Annotated in this window: 16 protein-coding genes and 1 tRNA gene; 4 read left to right on the top strand and 13 right to left on the bottom strand. The window is 50.8% G+C overall.

The genetic code is table 11. From position 1 onward, the window contains the following. The first annotated feature begins 186 nt into the window (after window positions 1-186). The 4 genes from DNK57_RS00430 (at window position 187) to DNK57_RS00415 (ending at window position 5,252) form a co-directional block, all read left to right on the top strand. Window positions 187-714: a hypothetical protein gene (locus tag DNK57_RS00430; protein ID WP_192961097.1), complete on the top strand. Its 528-nt coding sequence runs from the start codon at window positions 187-189 to the stop codon at window positions 712-714. A 79-nt stretch (window positions 715-793) separates the two neighbouring features. Then, on the top strand, window positions 794-1,687 hold the full coding sequence (locus tag DNK57_RS00425) for a COG1361 family protein (protein ID WP_192961096.1): 894 nt from the start codon (window positions 794-796) through the stop codon (window positions 1,685-1,687). Window positions 1,688-1,939: 252 nt separating this feature from the next. Beyond that, window positions 1,940-4,573, top strand: a complete 2,634-nt coding sequence (locus DNK57_RS00420) for an FmdE family protein (protein ID WP_226890891.1) — start codon at window positions 1,940-1,942, stop codon at window positions 4,571-4,573. A gap of 94 nt (window positions 4,574-4,667) precedes the next feature. Next, on the top strand, window positions 4,668-5,252 hold the full coding sequence (locus DNK57_RS00415; protein WP_192961094.1) for a zinc dependent phospholipase C family protein: 585 nt from the start codon (window positions 4,668-4,670) through the stop codon (window positions 5,250-5,252). 60 nt (window positions 5,253-5,312) lie between these two features. On the opposite strand, the gene DNK57_RS00410 is transcribed toward DNK57_RS00415, so the two are convergent. From DNK57_RS00410 to DNK57_RS00350, 13 genes are all read right to left on the bottom strand, one after another. Then, complete coding sequence (locus tag DNK57_RS00410; RefSeq protein WP_320056826.1) at window positions 5,313-6,548, bottom strand: LL-diaminopimelate aminotransferase; 1,236 nt, start codon at window positions 6,546-6,548, stop codon at window positions 5,313-5,315. A gap of 160 nt (window positions 6,549-6,708) precedes the next feature. After that, a complete protein-coding gene (gltX, locus tag DNK57_RS00405) occupies window positions 6,709-8,370 on the bottom strand; it encodes a glutamate--tRNA ligase (RefSeq protein ID WP_192961092.1) in 1,662 nt (553 codons plus the stop codon). Further along, window positions 8,371-9,348, bottom strand: coding sequence for a short chain isoprenyl diphosphate synthase IdsA (gene idsA / locus DNK57_RS00400; protein WP_192961091.1), 978 nt, complete (start codon window positions 9,346-9,348; stop codon window positions 8,371-8,373). It lies immediately after the preceding gene. After that, window positions 9,345-10,697, bottom strand: a complete 1,353-nt coding sequence (locus tag DNK57_RS00395) for an RNase J family beta-CASP ribonuclease (RefSeq protein ID WP_192961090.1) — start codon at window positions 10,695-10,697, stop codon at window positions 9,345-9,347. Before DNK57_RS00395 ends, idsA begins: the two co-directional genes overlap by 4 nt. Window position 10,698: 1 nt before the next feature. Then, window positions 10,699-11,748 carry a type 2 isopentenyl-diphosphate Delta-isomerase gene (fni, locus tag DNK57_RS00390; RefSeq protein WP_192961089.1) on the bottom strand — a complete coding sequence of 350 codons (1,050 nt, stop codon included), beginning with the start codon at window positions 11,746-11,748 and terminating at the stop codon, window positions 10,699-10,701. Between the two features lie 72 nt (window positions 11,749-11,820). Then, the gene (locus DNK57_RS00385; RefSeq protein ID WP_192961088.1) at window positions 11,821-12,621 is read right to left on the bottom strand and encodes an isopentenyl phosphate kinase; all 801 of its coding nucleotides are present in this window, start codon (window positions 12,619-12,621) and stop codon (window positions 11,821-11,823) included. 21 nt (window positions 12,622-12,642) lie between these two features. Further along, complete coding sequence (gene mvk, locus DNK57_RS00380) at window positions 12,643-13,554, bottom strand: mevalonate kinase (protein WP_192961087.1); 912 nt, start codon at window positions 13,552-13,554, stop codon at window positions 12,643-12,645. A 10-nt stretch (window positions 13,555-13,564) separates the two neighbouring features. Then, complete coding sequence (gene amrB, locus DNK57_RS00375) at window positions 13,565-14,404, bottom strand: AmmeMemoRadiSam system protein B (RefSeq protein WP_192961086.1); 840 nt, start codon at window positions 14,402-14,404, stop codon at window positions 13,565-13,567. Window positions 14,405-14,414: 10 nt separating this feature from the next. Beyond that, window positions 14,415-15,011 (bottom strand): 30S ribosomal protein S2, encoded by a 597-nt coding sequence (gene rpsB, locus DNK57_RS00370; RefSeq protein WP_010875684.1) that lies wholly within the window; start codon window positions 15,009-15,011, stop codon window positions 14,415-14,417. A gap of 19 nt (window positions 15,012-15,030) precedes the next feature. Continuing rightward, a complete protein-coding gene (gene eno / locus DNK57_RS00365) occupies window positions 15,031-16,287 on the bottom strand; it encodes a phosphopyruvate hydratase (RefSeq protein WP_192961085.1) in 1,257 nt (418 codons plus the stop codon). 51 nt (window positions 16,288-16,338) lie between these two features. Beyond that, on the bottom strand, window positions 16,339-16,518 hold the full coding sequence (locus DNK57_RS00360) for a DNA-directed RNA polymerase subunit K (protein ID WP_192961084.1): 180 nt from the start codon (window positions 16,516-16,518) through the stop codon (window positions 16,339-16,341). Window positions 16,519-16,575: 57 nt separating this feature from the next. Then, a tRNA-Pro gene (locus DNK57_RS00355) sits at window positions 16,576-16,698 on the bottom strand. Further along, window positions 16,699-16,866: a DNA-directed RNA polymerase subunit N gene (locus tag DNK57_RS00350; RefSeq protein ID WP_013295349.1), complete on the bottom strand. Its 168-nt coding sequence runs from the start codon at window positions 16,864-16,866 to the stop codon at window positions 16,699-16,701. Between the last annotated feature and the right edge of the window lie 56 nt (window positions 16,867-16,922).

Here is a 16,922-nt window from a genome sequence, read left to right as displayed (position 1 = left end):
CTGGTTTAAGTGATTATTTCCTGATGATATGATAAATTAAGAAGGGTATCAGCAAAAACCATCCAAACTTTTTTGTGAAAATACCCACATACAATTCAAGTATATGTTTCCAGTGTCACGAAAAATGAAAAGATTTATATAATGCGCTGTGACAATTAATTCTTATCTGAAATACAGGTGATCAATATGAGGGAAAAATTAATGGGTATAATCCCGCTTATAGTTGCCCTTGTGTTTGTGGTGGCGATAGGTGCATACAGCTCTCCATCATATGCGGCAACAGCAAGCCAGACAGTTACGGTTACAGTGCCAGAGGCTATCTCAATAGTTGTACCAGATGTTAACTTTGGAAGCATTACGGCAGGAACTGAAGGAACAAGCCCTGCTTTCACAGTAAGTAACACCGGTAACGTCAAGATAGACCTCTATGTCAAGGCAGATGCCGGAAACTTCACAAGCCCAACTGCTACAGACACAATACCAATAACAGGGTTCAAAATTTTCAGTAATGTCACCGGTAGCTACGCAACCTTCCTTACAAGCTACCAGAAGATATATGACAACATGAACAAGGCAGCCCAGGGATCAGGTGCCCCAACAACATGGTCAACAACACTCAAGCTCAGCGTACCAGCATTCACAGAGGACGGCACATACACAATAACAAACACATACGCAGCAGTGAAGCATAACGCAGCTCCACCATCACCATAAACCAACTATTTTTTCCTATTTTTAAAAATCTTTTAATACCTTAAGATTTAAACTCATTTTTAGGTTAAGGTGGATGACCATGAAAGCCAGACATTTAACAGCCTTCTTAATGATCATATTTGTCCTCGGATACGTGGCGCCCGCACTGGCAACAGGCCTCTGGGCATCACCTGCAGACTTCAGATACAACCTGAAACCCGGAGATTCTGTGAGCGGCGAGGTTACAGTTCGGAACATCGGCAAGGAGGAGTTAAGCGTCAACGTGACCAAGAAGAGACTCCTCATGGACAGTGTGAACCTGGTGTACTCTGACAGGGGTATAGCCCAGTGGATCACCATTGAGGGTAACACCACCTTCAAGCTCAAACCAGGGGAGTCAAGGAAGATAAGATTCACAGTCAACGCACCCGGAAAGATAAACTACCTCGACGCTGCAGGGGCCCTGGTTATAAGGGGGGTGCCTGTCCAGAATGCCACAGCCGGACAGATACAGATAGTCCAGGGAGTTGAACTCGTGGTACCCATATATGTGGGTCTCCCTGGGCCGATAATCGAGTCACTCAAGCTGGAGGACCATAAAGCACCCACCGTACTTCTGAGCTTCATGCCAGGGAAGTTCACCTACAAACTCAAAAATACAGGTACAGTCCAGGCAAACATGACAGGGGCCATTGAACTCACAGGGATCACAGGTAAACAGAGGGTACCCATCGATGGTGTTGTCTACCCCGAGGACAGTTACACGCTGGTTGAGACATGGAAGCCAGGGTGGCTTGAATTCGGACCATACAGCGCCAGGACAGAGATAAAGTATGGGCGTTTCCATCAGACAAAGAGCATTGAGACCACCGACACGGTCATCGTGATACCTGCATGGCTGATAATCCTCCTGGTCCTCGGAGCCACCGTGTGGATGATCCGTAAGAAGGGAATTGAGCCTCCAGTCTCAATCAAGATAGAGAGGAAAAAGTAATCTCTATTTTTATTTTTCTGCTACGATGCGCACCTATTTTTATTTGTAGAACTGTTTTTAAGAGGTTTTCCAAAGTTCAAAGTTCTTCGGAAAACTATGCACACTCCCCCTTTAAAAGCACTTGGTATTACAACACGTCCAATTAACATCAAAATAGTAATAATTAGACTTATATATTAGTAATAACATTATTTTTAATGATAGACTTAAAGGAGGTGAAAATGTATGGGAAGACAGTATTTCATGGTTTTCATGGTTCTTCTCGTTGCTGTGACACTTACAGGTTCGGTGAGTGCAGCGGATACGACATGTGAGGTGGGGGTTGACGTCAAATATGAATACCCCGACGATAACGGCAATATAAACCCCGACATCCAACTGACAGACGAAAACGGGACAAAGATAAACTTCACCAGGACCTTTGACCCGGCAGCCAACATGACCAAAATAAAATTCAACTACGAGAACATGACAGAAAACACAAAATTCACAGTAAAAATCCGCGCACCAGGATACAGGGAACTCTCACACACATTCCAGCTAACAGACTACGGCACGGTATACGCAGCCCACCTCTCACTCCAGATGAACGCCACAGACGCCTACAGACTCGGAAGGGAAATAACAAAGAAGGCAGACCAGATTCTCAACTTCACCAGAACAGAGGAGGTCCTGGTCATAACAACAGCAGGAACAGCCCACTACAGAAACCAGACAACAGAGGACGTCCTGGAGGGCATACTCAACCAGGCCCGAGGTATAGTGAGCTATGGTAAAGGGAACCTCCTGATGCTCAGGAAAACCCGGCTAGACCCCCTGGACTTCGCATTCATAGTAAGGAAGGGTAACGACCTCATACTCGCCTACTTCAAAAACGCCAGCATGACACACATCTACATTGGAACGGTCTCACAGAACATGACCCTCACACAGTACCAGGCACTCCAGAAAAAACTCGGAAACGAAACATTCCCCATAGCAAGCCTGGCCAACGCATGGGCCATAGGACTCTCACCAGACATCCTCAGGGAAGCAGCATTCCATGGACACGTCTGCATGGGAACAATCAGCGGCTACGCAATGATAGAAACACTCCTCAAATACTACCCTGCTACAAATGAATTTGGTCTTCCTCTTGAGGGTGTAAGTTACAAGGTTATAGGCGTCCCCGGTGGTTCAGACGATGACGTATTCATATACGCCATGGACGCAACCCCCGGGAAGAGGGCCTATGTGGGGTTCAACACAACCGAAGACACCAACATTGTTGGCTTCATCCGATGGAACTCAAAGACCAAAACAGGGACACTTATCATAATGGCATACAACCTTCAGGACCTCATCAGCAAATACAAACAGGAAACCGGTGAAACAGCAGTATCAGAACTCAAATTCAATGCATGGGCTGTTAAAAAATTAACAACAAGTCCAGAATCCCTCGTGAAGATCCTCTACGCATTCGACAACCTCACACAGGACCAGGTGAACTATCTCATGGGTTATGAGCCCACGAAGGGTAATACAACCATCGCTGCAGCTGGCCTTGACCTCAACTACATCCTCAACCAGACAAACCTGATAAACGCAACCCCATCCAGCAGAACCTACAGTACCGGCAATCTAACATACTGGGACATCAAGAACATCGGCCGCCTTGCAGCAGAGAAGGCTGTAGAGCTCTTCCAGGCCATGGGTATAAACATTGAAAGGGATGACTACCAGTTATTTGTCCTAACATCAGCAGGCTACGTCAGACTAAACGGACAGGACACCAGTCCAGTCTGGGATGGAATCTATGAGGTCCTCGGCTTAAGGCTCAGCAGAAAAACACTTCTACCAGTACATGCCCCACTCTGGGGTCAGCTAAAATTTGACTTCTGTCTGATCAACGGCACACAGAAGATAATCAAATCAATGTACTACAATCTCACAAGCGGAACACTTGTTGTTCAGAATTCATCCAACTACATAATAGAGGAGGTCCTACCATATGATCCGCCCTTCGATGTGCTGATGGGGTGGCTCTTCCACAACCATGTCTGTGGTGGAAGCTCACCGGGTTACCTCATAGCAGACTACATCTTCAACAAGTACCCCAAGGGTGAAAACGAGAAGTACATCTATGTCACAACACTCGACAACTGTAAGGACGACATACTCTTCATGCTACTAGGTGTTTCAGCTGGACAGGGAACCTACGCCAACCAGAGACTGACAAGTGAGGAGACAGCTGGCAGTGGAATGAATGGGATGGTGGGCTACATCATAGTATGGGATGAGAAGACAAACACCGGAAGGGTTGCAATCATCACCTGGCAGAGCCCACGCTTTGCAGCAGGATCCAATTCCTACGAGGAGTATATCAGACTTTACAAGCATGACTATTCATCACCAAACCTTATATCAGCACCTGTTGTCAGTACAGCGGCAGAGCGCCTTATAAACCGGGAGGAACTCGGCATACTCCTTGCTGGCGGAACCGGATCAATGAATGCACTTCAGTACATATTCAGCATACCTGCAAACAGGACCCTGGCTGACCTCATACCAGTGAATAACGGTGGATCAGAAAGTGGAAACCAGGGCGGTGTACCCGGTGGTATTCCTGGTGGCTCAAACGGCGGTTCAACCGGTGGTTCATCTGTTACAGGACATACCGGTCACTCCCCTGGTTTTGAGGCTGCTGCTTCACCGGCAGCTGTGAACGCTGCATCTTCAGTGTCAGAGGAGCCTGCATCATCCCCTGCAAGGGCCTATGAGGTTAAGAATGCTACATCAGGTGCCAGTGGCGGTGACTCCTCATGGTACGTCTATGGTATCGTGGGCGTCCTTGTTGCTGCTGGTCTTGTGGCCTTCGGATTCCTCAGGGGCGGAGCAGGAAAATAAACCCCACCCTTTTCTTTTTTTAATATCACTACCTCATTCTCAACAATAAAATTTATACATGTAAACGTACTGTCTATTAAATGGAGGTTTTACCATGAAGATAAGGGGTGTGTCCTTAATCCTTGTTCTTATGGTGCTGCTTACTCCAGCCTCCTTTGCCTGGAAGACGGTGACCCACTATGACACAGCAGAGGCCATATACGAGAAGCTGCCCTCCCACAAGAAATCCAGGTTAAACGTCAATGCCATGGTCGACGGATCCAACGACCCTGATGAGAAGTTCCATGATACAGTGAGACACAGCTTCCCCAGGAGCTTCACCGAGGCGAAGAAATGGCTCGACCGTGGAAGGAGTGCCTACAGGAACAGGAACTACAGGTATGCGAGTTACTGTTTCGGGGTTGCAAGCCACTACATAACAGACACTTTCAGCGCCCCACACTCTGTGAGCGGGGAGTCATCATCACTCCATACAGGCTATGAGAGGCAGGCGGTGTACCTTGCACCCAGAATAAGTTATGTATCAGGGGACCTCTACACTCTGATGAACAGGGGCTACCTCAACGGTAGGAGTGACTGGTCAAGGTGGACGAGGACAAAGAGCCCATCAATAGTCCAGAGGGACCTCAACATGGGCACCAGTGTCGCATACATGGCAATAAACTCAGCAATGAATTAAAAAATTAATTATTTATTTTTCATTGATGGTGACTGCTCTACCACCAACAATCAGTATCACCTAGAAGCTCAGCCCGGATATCCTCTCCATGGCCCTCACAGTGTTCCTGAGGGAGTTGAAGGCTGTGAGACGGAAGTATCCCTCACCGCTTGGCCCGAACCCTGAGCCAGGTGTTCCAACAACCTCGGCATCATTGAGGAGTGTGTCAAAGAACTGCCAGGAGTCCATTCCCTCCGGCACCTTTATCCAGATGTAGGGGGCGTTTACACCACCATAGTACCTTAAACCCGCCCTTTCAAGGCTCTCCCTTATTATCCGGGCATTCTCCATGTAGTAATCTATGGATTCCCCTATCTCCCTCTGTCCCTCTGGTGTGTAGACGGCCTCTGCAGCCCTTTGGACCGGGTAGGACACTCCATTGAACTTGGTTGTCTGGCGCCTGTTCCAGAGCTCCCTCACAGAGTGCATCCTCCCGCTGCTGTCCGGGACCTCAAGTTCCTCAGGCACAACCGTGAAGGCGCACCTTGTACCTGTGAAGCCAGCGTTCTTTGAGAAGCTCCTGAACTCAATTGCAACCTCCCTTGCACCTTCAACCTCGTATATGCTGTGTGGTATCCCATCCTCCTGGATGTAGGCCTCGTAGGCTGCATCGAAGAGTATCAGGCTGCCATTGTCCCTTGCATAGTCCACCCACTCAGCAAGCTGTTTCTCTGTTAGTGTTGTGCCTGTGGGGTTGTTGGGGTAGCAGAGGTATATTAGATCTACCTTCTCCTCGGGGAGGGAGGGTATGAAGCTGTTCTCCTCTGTGCAGGGTAGGTAGACGAGTCCACTGTACCTCCCCTCATCGTCTGCCGGACCGGCCCGGCCTGCCATGACGTTGCTCTCAACGTAAACAGGGTACACAGGGTCTGTGACTGCGACCACGTTGTCGAGTCCGAAGATCTCCTGGATGTTCCCTGTGTCGCACTTGGCACCGTCGCTTATGAATATCTCATCAGCCGTGACATCAACTCCCCTTGAGGCGTAGTCGTTCTCTGCTATGGCCTCCCTAAGGAAGGGGTATCCCTGTTCAGGCCCGTAGCCCCTGAATGTCTCCTCCTCGGCCATCTCATCAACGGCCCTGTGGAAGGCCTCCACGACGGCCCTGGGGAGGGGCCTTGTAACATCACCTATACCCATCCTGATTATATCGGCGTCAGGGTTTTTTCTCTGGAATTCCTCAACTCTCCTGTTTATCTCAGAGAATATGTAGCTGCTTTTAAGTAGCAGGTAGTTCTCGTTTACGGTCACCATGATCTATCCTCCAGAAGTTAATCACGAGAAGAATGATATTATCATGTAGTCTGCAGGGGCTAATAAAAATTGCTGTCCTCTGCTTCTGTGCATTTCTCTGGATGAAAAGTAGAAGGTTCCATCTCAGGATAACCAAAGATGTATTGTCCGGGAAAATGAAAAATCATTTGTGGGCATAGTAGAATACCATCCCACCATCAAGAGAATCCAGGCGGGCGAAGCCGAACCTTTCGAGCTGGACAACATCATCAACCTCCAGCCCTGATGCGTTGGCCTCAATGAATCCACTCACCCTTGATGCGTCCGGCATGACGACCTCTGCCTCCAGGGCGGAGTCTGCAGGTACCCAGTGTATCATTGAAGCGCCGAGTTCACGGGCCTCATCGATCCCTTCACTGTGGTACCTCAACTCACCCCCAGAGTAGATCACATTAACAGCGTCTATGAGGCGCAGCGGTCCCTCCTCAAGGTCGTCACCTGGAAGGTAGACCTCATCCCTCAGTTCAAGGACCCTGTTCCCGAGTTCAGGGTGGTCCGGGTGGAGGGGCCTTTCAACCCTCACAGGTCCGGGTAAACCTAAAACTTCAAGCTTAACGGGATCTGCAGCGAAGAAGTACCTCCTGGCCTCCTCCTCGAGTATACCCCTGTTAAGGCCGTATATCTTCTTCCAGCTCATTGTGGAGTCTGCTATCTTCACTCCTATTTCAATCATCAGCTTCCTTATGGCCTCCGGCCTTATACCCCTCCTTGCAATGGCCCTCAGGGTTCCGAGGCGTGGATCGTCCCAGCCAGAGTACTCACCCCTGAGGATGCCCTCACGGGCCCCTGAGGTGCTGAGTGCAACGTCATCCATCTTCAGGCGCCCGTAGTGTATGAATTCAGGGGGCTCCCATCCGAGGTGTCTGTAGAGGTACTCCTGCTTCTCACTGTTTGCCAGGTGGTCCTTACCCCTCAGGACGTGTGTCACGCCGAGGAGGTGGTCATCAACCGCCACTGAGAAGTTCATCATCGGGTAGACCCTGTAGCGTGTACCTGTGCGGGGGTGCTCCGCTTCAACGATCCTCATTGATACCCAGTCCCTTATGGCGGGGTTGGGGTGGTTAAGGTCCGTCTTAACCCTCACAACGGCTGAACCCTCATTCATCTCAAACATCTCCCTCCATCGCTGGAGGTTCTCCTTGACGCCGAGGGACCTGCAGTGGCACGCCTCTCCCCTGTTCTTGAGTCCCCTGAACTCCTCAGGGCTGCATGTGCATACATAGGCACCGCCCATCTCTATGAGTTTCTCTGTGTACTCATAGTAGGTCTCCATTCGGTCACTCTGGATGACCGTCTCATCCCATGCGATGCCCAGCCACTCAAGGTCAGCCGGGATCATATCATAGGCCTCCGGGTCAACCCTGCGAGGGTCTGTGTCCTCGATCCTCAGGATGAGTCTGCCGCCATATCTCCTTGCATATTCATGGTTGAGGATAGCGGCCCTTGCATGGCCTATGTGGAGGGGTCCGCTGGGGTTGGGGGCGAACCTGAGTACCACGTCTCCCTCTGCCCCTGGAAGTTCCTTCAGGCCCCTCCTCTTCTTCTGTTTCCTCTCGGTGATCTCAAGGCCCAGCCTCTCCATCTCCTCCTTCTGTTCCTCCGGGCTTAAACTGTTGACCCTCTCAACTGCAGCCTCAACCGCTTCCTTAACCTGGGGTGCCCTCTTCCTGAGTTCCGGTTCGTTGCTCATGACCGCCCCCATAACTGCCCCTGGGTTAGCCCTTCCCCTGTGTTTAACTGCGTTCATGAGGGCGTACCTGTAGACAAGGTCCTCCACTGGCACCACCTAGTGTTCCCTTTCAAGGACGAAGTCGGCTATCATTGCGAGGGCTTCCCTTGCATCCGATTCCTCAAGTACCTCGAGGCGCTCCTTTGCCATCCTCACATGGTCCAGGGCGACGCCGTGGGCATATTCTGTTGCCCCGTATCGTTCGAAGATGTCTATGGCCTCTGCCACAAGTTTATCGTCCCCGGATCCCAGGATGGATATCAGCCTCTCCCTGTCCTCATCTGATGCCCTCTCAAGTGCCTTCACAACCATGAGGGTCATCTTGCCCTCTGCTATGTCGCTGCCCACGGGTTTGCCCAGGGATTCCTCGTCACTCACCACGTCAAGGTAGTCGTCGTGTATCTGGAATGCTAGGCCGATGAACCTGCCGTAGTCCTCGAGGGCTGAGATCTCCTGGGGTGAACCGCCGCCCATTATTGCCCCGGCCTTTGTTGCGGCTGCAATGAGGGCCGCTGTCTTCTTGTAGATCATCTCCATGTATTCATCCTCTGTGACGTCCAGTCTCTCCTCGAATCCCATGTCAAGGGCCTGGCCCTCACATATTTTTACGCATGAGTCAACGACAACTGCAAGGGCGTCCTTCACCCTTTCAGAGTCCCCGTTCCTGATAACCGCCTCGAAGGCCTTTGAGAAGAGAACATCCCCGGCGAGTATGGCCATGGGTTCTCCCCAGAGGACATGTACGGCTGGTTCTCCACGTCTGATCTCGTCGTCATCCATTATATCATCGTGGATGAGTGAGAATGTGTGGATAAGTTCTATGGCCGCTGCAACACCTGCAGCATCCTCTGGCTCTCCGCCGACGGCCTCGGCACTTAAAAGGGCCAGTGATGGCCTTATCTTCTTACTGCCTGCTGTGATGAGGTGTTCGGATGCCTTCAGGAGTGTTTCGGGTGTTATGTCACTGATTGACTCCCTTATCCTCTCATCAGCTATTTCAGAGTACTTCCTTAGAATATCCACTACTTCCATCATCGGATACCTCCATTAAAGACCTGTGCCTGTCCATTCCTCAGGATGTGTATATCGTTACCCAGCTTGTAGCCCTCCTCCTCTGCTATCTCTGTATAGGCTGAGAGCATGCTGAGGTCGCCATGGGCGGGTATTATGTGCATGGGGTTCAGCATCCTTATGAAGTCCCTGTGGTCCTCCCTCCCTGCATGCCCGGATACGTGGGCGTTGGTGTAGATCCTGGCACCGCTTGATGCCAGACGCCTCTCCATGAGGTTCCTGTTGGCCACGTTCATGGGGTTAGGGATTACCGGGGCTGATATCACAACATTGTCACCCCTCTGGACCCTGAACTGGGTCTTTGCATTGGCTATCCTTGGGAGGAGCGCGTCTGGTTCTCCCTGATGCCCTGTGGTTATGAGTAGGTAGTCCTCACGCTTTGCCTCTGCACGTGCAAGGGCCCTGTTAACCGCCTTGGGACTTCCATATATGCTTGCATTCTCAGGGAGTTTCAGTATCCCCATGGCCTCTGCCAGTCCACAGTAGCGCTCCATTGACCTTCCCAGGAGGAGCATCTGCCTGTCGCTCTTTGATGCTATGTCACTGATGGCCTGTATACGCTCCATGTGGGATGAGAAGGTTGTCACGATCATCCCTGTCTTCTCCTCCAGGGGGTTCTTCATTATGTCCTCCAGGACTATCCTTGCAACCTTCTCTGAGTGGGTCTTGACCTCCTGCTTCTCATTGGCCCTTGTGGTCTCCACTATCATGGCGAGGACTCCCTTCCTCCCGAGTTCCCTGAGGCGGTGGTAGTCTGGTGGTGGGGATATCTTCTGGTGGTCGTCGAATTTGAAGTCCAGTGCATAGACTATTATGCCCTCTGGTGTGTGGAGGGCTGCTATCACGGACTGTGGTATACTGTGGGTTGACTGGATGAACTCCAGGGTTATGCCCGGTGATATCTGACACTTCTCCCCGGCGTTCAGCACCTGGAGTGTGTTCAGGACGTTGAACTTCCTCTCGGCCTTTATTGTTCTCTCTATGAGTGCTATGGTGTATGGTGTTGCTATTATGGGTGCCTGGTACCTGTGGGCGAGTTTTGCAACGGCACCTATATGGTCAAGGTGGCCGTGGGTGAATACTATGGCCCTTACCTTCCCGTCCACGTCCTTCATGAGGGTGTCGTCGGGTATAACCCCCCTCTCAATCAGGTCAAGGCTGTGCATCCTTGCTATATCAGTGTCCTCATGTATGTGAACCCTGTCAAGGTGAATCCCCATGTCAAATATTACAACGTCGTCTCCTACCTTAACGGCGGACATGTTCTTACCAACTTCCTCGTATCCGCCGATCGCAATTACTTCTACGCTCAAATTATGACCTCCTGGCGTATTTTTTAGTTTCAAAGCCCCTTTCGTTCAGCCATTCTCTTGTCTGGCCTGTGATTATGATTGGTGATTTTTTAAGATCCTCAAGTGTCTCTGCACCTGCAAGGTACATTGCAGTCCTGAGGGCCTCATTGAATCCCTCAATTACCTTAATAACATCGCGGTAACCATGCCCTGCTGCTTCAAGGACCGGGAGTGCGATTCCCACCATTTCTGCGCCGAGGGATATTGCCTTGGCGGCGTCGATCCCGCTCCTGATACCCCCTGATGCTATTACGGGTATGCTGACAGATTCTACCACCTCCACTGTGCTTGCAGCGGTTGGTATGCCCCAGTCCCAGAAGAGTTCTCCGAGGTACCGGTCGTCCGCCCGGTATGTTTCGACGGCAGCCCAGCTGGTGCCTCCTGCACCTGCAACATCTATGGCTGACACACCACAGGATTCAAGTTCAATGGCGTCCTCTGAGCATATCCCCACCCCTGTCTCCTTCACCATTACCGGGACGTCCACTGACTCAACTATTGATGATATGGATTCAAGGGCCCCTGATGAGTCAACGTCTCCTCCAGGCTGGATGGACTCCTGTAGGGGGTTGAGGTGCACTGCAAGGGCGTCTGCATCTATCATTTCAACGGCCCTTTCAGCGTATTCTGTGTGTGAACTTCCAATATTTCCTATGAGCATTGCTGAGGGTGCCTCCTCCCTTGCTATGGTGTAGGTCCCCTCAAGTTCAGGGTGCTCAACCCCTGCCCTCTGACTTCCAAGTCCAAGTGCTATTCCAAGTTTCTCTGCCGCCCTTGCAAGCTCCCTGTTTATCTTCATGGAGGCAGGGTGGCCGCCTGTGATTGCACTTATCATCACAGGGGATGATAACTCCTTACCGAGAAATTCGAGGCTTATATCTATCTTTTCCCTATTTATTTCAGGCACGGCCCTGTGAACTATCTCAATATCCTCGAAGCCTGTCTTCTTCCTGTACTCAACATCACAGCTGGCGCACAGGATTAGATGCTCCAGTTTCCTGTCCGAAATCATGTTTTAACGCCCTTTAAAAGTTTTCCCTCAATTATAACATCCTTTGAATGTTGATTGATAATCGTGAAGTCTTCAATGTTCCCCTATGATCCTTGTGCCCCTTACCTCCTCTCCCAGGAGGGCTCTCTCAATATTTCCTGGCACTGCAGCATTAATTATCTCAGATTCCACACCCTTCTCTGCAAGCAGAAGGAGTTCCCTTATCTTACCAACCATTCCACCAGTGACGTCGGTGTTCAGTGTCCCGTCCAGGGATTCCAGGTCATCGATGGATTTTATAACATCAAGGAGCCTTGCATCGGGGTGCTTCTTCGGGTTCCTTGTGTAGACACCATCCACATCTGTTCCAAGTATGACCCTCTCAGGCATCAGCCTCATGGAGAAGTGGTTTATCAGCTGGTCCCCTGATATCACTGAAAATTTCACCCTGCTGTCTGTGTCAAGTACAACGTCCCCATAGACCACTGGAACCATACCCTCATGGAGGTATGATCTGATCATTGAGATATCAGCATCGCTTATGCGGCCACCATGGGCCCTTATGAAGGCTGATGGCTGCATTGAAACTGCTGGAATTCCCTCAGCAAGGAGCGCGTCGCATACATGACTGTTGAGCTTTTTAACCCAGTTCTGGGTCAGTGCAAATCCAAACCGTCGGCGTTTGAGGTCCTCTTCATTCTCTATCTCTGAGCCTATCCTGTACTCCCCTGCAAAGGGGTGGCCGAAGGATCCTGCGCCGTGCACTATCATCAATGATGATGGTGAAGCGTTAGCTATCTCTGAGGCTATCCTCTCAAGGTTATCCCTGTCTATTGCAGGTTCCTCAGAGTCCTTCCTGGTAATTACACTTCCACCAAGCTTGAGAATGATCATTACATATGCACCCTGTGAATATTAGATGAGTCCCTCAGGTGAAAAACTGGCCTTCATGGCCTTCCAGTTCCTGTTAAGGGCCCTGACAACATCATCCATGCATCCGGGGCAGTGGGCTATTATGCTCCCGCCACCGCCGGCACCCGTGATCTTTGAACCCGCTGCCCCTGCATTCCTTGCCTCATAGACCATCATTGAAAGTTCACGTGTGGATACGCCCATGGAGTCCAGCAGCCCCTGGTTGAGGTTCATGAGCTCCCCAATGGGCTCTGTGTTGTTCCTGAGGAGTTCCCTGTATGCTGTGTTGGTGATGTCCTCAACTGTGTCCATTATCCGCCCCATGATATCCGGAAATCTCCTGAACCTCTCTGCCACCCCGGCAACCATCCTGGCTGTTTCCCCGGAGTAGTCAAGGTGGGCTATGACAAGGTCCCCCAGGTCGGCCTCAAACTTATTCACCCTCCTCTGGCTGTCAAGGTACACCAGGCCCCCATAGGTGCTGATGGCCGTGTCAAGGGGGCTTGCGGCTCCCTGTACATCAACCTCCACCCTGTGGGCCCTGGCGGCTGTCTCCCCGGGTCCATGGTCCCTTCCATGGTACCTGTCGAGGGCGCCTATCATTGCAACGGTGAGTGCAGCCGACGATCCAAGGCCTGAACCTGCGGGTATCTCCATCTCCACGAGTATATCAAGGGGTGATGAGTCATGGTAAAGCTCGAGGCACCTCCCGATGTAGTCCAGGATGCCACCGGCTGGTCTATCTGAAATGTGTTCTATACCAAGGGAGGGGATGGTTACATGGGTGCTGCTGGATTCACTTACGGTTACAGTCACCCTGCGGTCTATGGCAGCTGCAATTGCCGGTTTGCCGTAGACCACCGCGTGTTCACCAAAAAGAATGGCCTTGGCAGGTGCGGATGCCGACGACTTCAATTTTTCACCTTTATCTCAGGACAAGTGAGGCGTAGCCCACCACCGAACTGCGGTCACCGGTAACATCCCCGCTTGTTGCATAGCTCAGCAGGTTGCATTCTGTGGCTCCAAGAATCCTTGAGGCTATTATGGTGGCCGCCACAGGCCCATAACCGCACATGGTTGCGTTTAGTTCAGTGATAACACCGTACATGCCTGTATCATCCATGGCAGTTATCCTTTCAATGATTCTCCTGTCGGTGGCCTCAGCAAGGTCCTGTGGACTGTAGTGTGTGAAGTCTGTGCTTGCGATGATGGCTGCATCCCTTCCGGTCTCCCTGATGGCTGATGCGACTGCATGTCCAACATCAGCAGCCGTCTCATGGTCCTGCATCCACATGGTAACCGGTACTATTCTGAAATCACCTGTGAAGTACTGGACGAAGGGTACATGAACCTCACAGCTGTGCTCGGCGAGGTGTGCTGTCTCATCCGGGTCGATGATCCCTGATTCCCCTACAATTGCCCCTGCAAGCTCTGAGTCGATCTCCACTGTACCTAGGGGCGTCTCCCATGCACCCCTGTGCATAAGCGATACACCTGACCCCATCCCTGTGTGGTTAGGGCAGAGTATCACGAGGGTCTCGGATATCCCATCGGATACCAGCTCATGGTAGGCGTGGGCTGCCACGGGTCCCGAATACATGTAACCTGCGTGGGGGGCGATCACCCCCTTTATCATCCTTGCGGACCCCATCACCGGGAGGGTGCCGGGGCCAAGTTCATGTTTAAAGCACCACTCGATGCGCCTTCTGAGGGCCCCTGGGTCCCGTTCATAGAAAGCTCCCGCCACTGCAGGTCTCCTTATCATGTGATCACTTCTAGATCTTCAGTTCAAACTCCGTTGGAGGTATGTCCAGGTCCTCATCCTCCTTGAGTATTCCCTTCTCACGGAGGAACTGCCTTGCCAGTAACCAGTAAACCAGTGCTATGGCCTTACGTCCCTTGTTGTTGACGGGTATTGCTATGTCTACATTCCCGAGGAGGTTTTCAGTGTCACAGAGGGCCACCACAGGTATGCCTATCTGTTTGGCCTCGATTATTGCCTGTGAATCGGATCTTGGATCTGTGGCGACCAGGACCTCAGGTTCAATGAACTTTGCATAGTTGGGGTTTGTGAGTGTGCCTGGTATGAACCTTCCAGGTATGGTCCTTGCACCTGTAACTTCACCGAATTTCCTCACAGGTTCCTGTCCATACTGCCTTGTTGAAACGGCGAGGATGTCATCAGGTTCATACTTTGAAAGGAACTTGGAAGCTGCGATTACCCTGTCATTGGTCTTCCTTATGTCGAGGACGTAGAGTCCGTCTGATCTCACGCGGTAAATGTACTTCTCCATATCAGCTGTTTTCTGCTGTGTTCCAATGTGCAGTCCTGCTGCAAGGTATTTGTCCAGTGGTATTAGTAGTTCTGACAATCTATCACCTCAAATAAGTTTAATCTTGAAATGGCAGGTCAGCCATCCTTGAATATGGAATCTCTTCCTGTATGCGTATGAGTTCGTTGAGTTTGGCTATCCTCTCACCGCCTATTGCACCGGTCTTTATGAGGGGTGCTCCGAAGGCCACTGCAAGGTGGGCTATTGTATCATCAGTTGTCTCACCGGACCTGTGTGAAACCACAGGGGTGTACCTGTTCTCGAGGGCCAGTTTGACTGTGAGGTAGGTGTCTGTGAGGGTGCCTATCTGGTTGGGCTTGATGATTATGGCATTGGCTGCGCCCATCTCTATGCCCTCCCTGAGTATCTCCCTGTTGGTCACGAAGACATCGTCACCACATATTATGCAGCGATCACCGACCAGGGATGTTAGCTCGGCGAAGCCCTCGAGGTCTCCCTCATGGATGGGGTCCTCAATGAAGTACATGTTATATGTTTCAATTATCTCCCTGACAAACTCTATCTGTTCACCGGTGTCCCTCTGGATGTTCTCCTGCATGTAGACGTACTTCTCGATTTCAGGGTCCCAGAATTCGCTGGCTGCAAAGTCCAGTGAGGGTCTCACCTCAACACCGAGTTCATCTGTGACCTCCTCACAGGCCGTGGTCTGTATCTCCAGTGCGTCAATGTTTGACAGGCTGGGCACCCATCCGCCCTCATCGCCCTTACCGCCTGCAAAGGATGGGTCCTTCTTCTGTATGAGCTCCCTTATCCTTTTATGTACTGCTGCATTTGTGAAAACAGCCTCTGTTATGTCCTCAGCACCCACAGGTACAACAAGGAACTCCTGTATGTCGGGGGCGTTTTTTCCTGCGTGGGCCCCACCGTTTATCATGTTACCCAGGGGGTAGGGTATGGATGTTGCAAGGTTCCCTCCGAGGAACCTGTAGAGGGGCATGTTGTAGGATGATGCGGCTGCCTTTGCAGTTGCCATTGAAACAGCCACCACAGTGTTACCTCCCAGGGATGAGAGGTTTTCGGTCCCATCAATCTCCTTCAGGACAAGGTCTATGTCCTGGAGGTCCACTGCATCCATTCCTATGAGTTCTGATGAGATTATATCCTCAACCTCTGTTATTATCTCATCAACCCCCCCTGATGGGAAGGCCGCGACTTCCCTGGAACCTGTACTTGCACCGCTGGGGGCTGCAGCCCTTCCAAAGCCGTTCCAGGTTATAACATCAACCTCAACCGTGGGGTTTCCCCTGCTGTCAAGAATTTTTCTCACTCTAACATCTTCAATAATACTTTCCATTAAAACACCTCACAATAAACTCCAGACTGAAAAATAGTGGTTTATTAGAGTTTATTTGTCTCTTCTAACATCCAGTGGCATAACCTTCTTTTCAAGTTCCTTTCTGGCTATGTCAACAGGGTCCAGTGACTCCCTGATCTCAACGAGTGGCCTTGCGCCCATCGATATCTGGAGTGCTCTGGCACCTATCAGCCTAGCCCTTTCAAAACGTGTGAGTTTTTTTGACGCCATATGCATATGCCTCCAAGAAAAACTTAAAATAGAGGTTCTTGGATTTTTTTGGTTTGATGGGACCGCCGAGATTTGAACTCGGGTCTCCAGCGTTCCGGTGCTGACCATCCCCGTTCCAGTTGAAAAGTCCGGAAACTTCTTCAATGGCTGGGAGGATGGACCAAGCTACCCTACGGTCCCCTACCATGTCTCAACATGTGAAATTAACATCCGTCTGCAGCAGTACCTCTTGAGGCCCAGGTCATCAAGCACGTCCTTGGGGTCCTCTCCATCAGCCACTCTCTTCTGATACTCATTGAAATAGGCTGATACCGGTTTTCCGCAGCTTAAACATCTTACTGGAATCATACTGAATCATTCTACTCTTTAGTTTATAAAATAAAAATATATAAAGTTATCGATTG

The sequence above is a fragment of the Methanothermobacter thermautotrophicus genome (assembly GCF_014889545.1).
In the GTDB taxonomy this organism is placed as follows: domain Archaea; phylum Methanobacteriota; class Methanobacteria; order Methanobacteriales; family Methanothermobacteraceae; genus Methanothermobacter; species Methanothermobacter thermautotrophicus_A.
The sequence above is the reverse complement of the archived record's forward strand: the minus strand, read 5'-3'. Positions and strand labels throughout refer to the sequence as shown.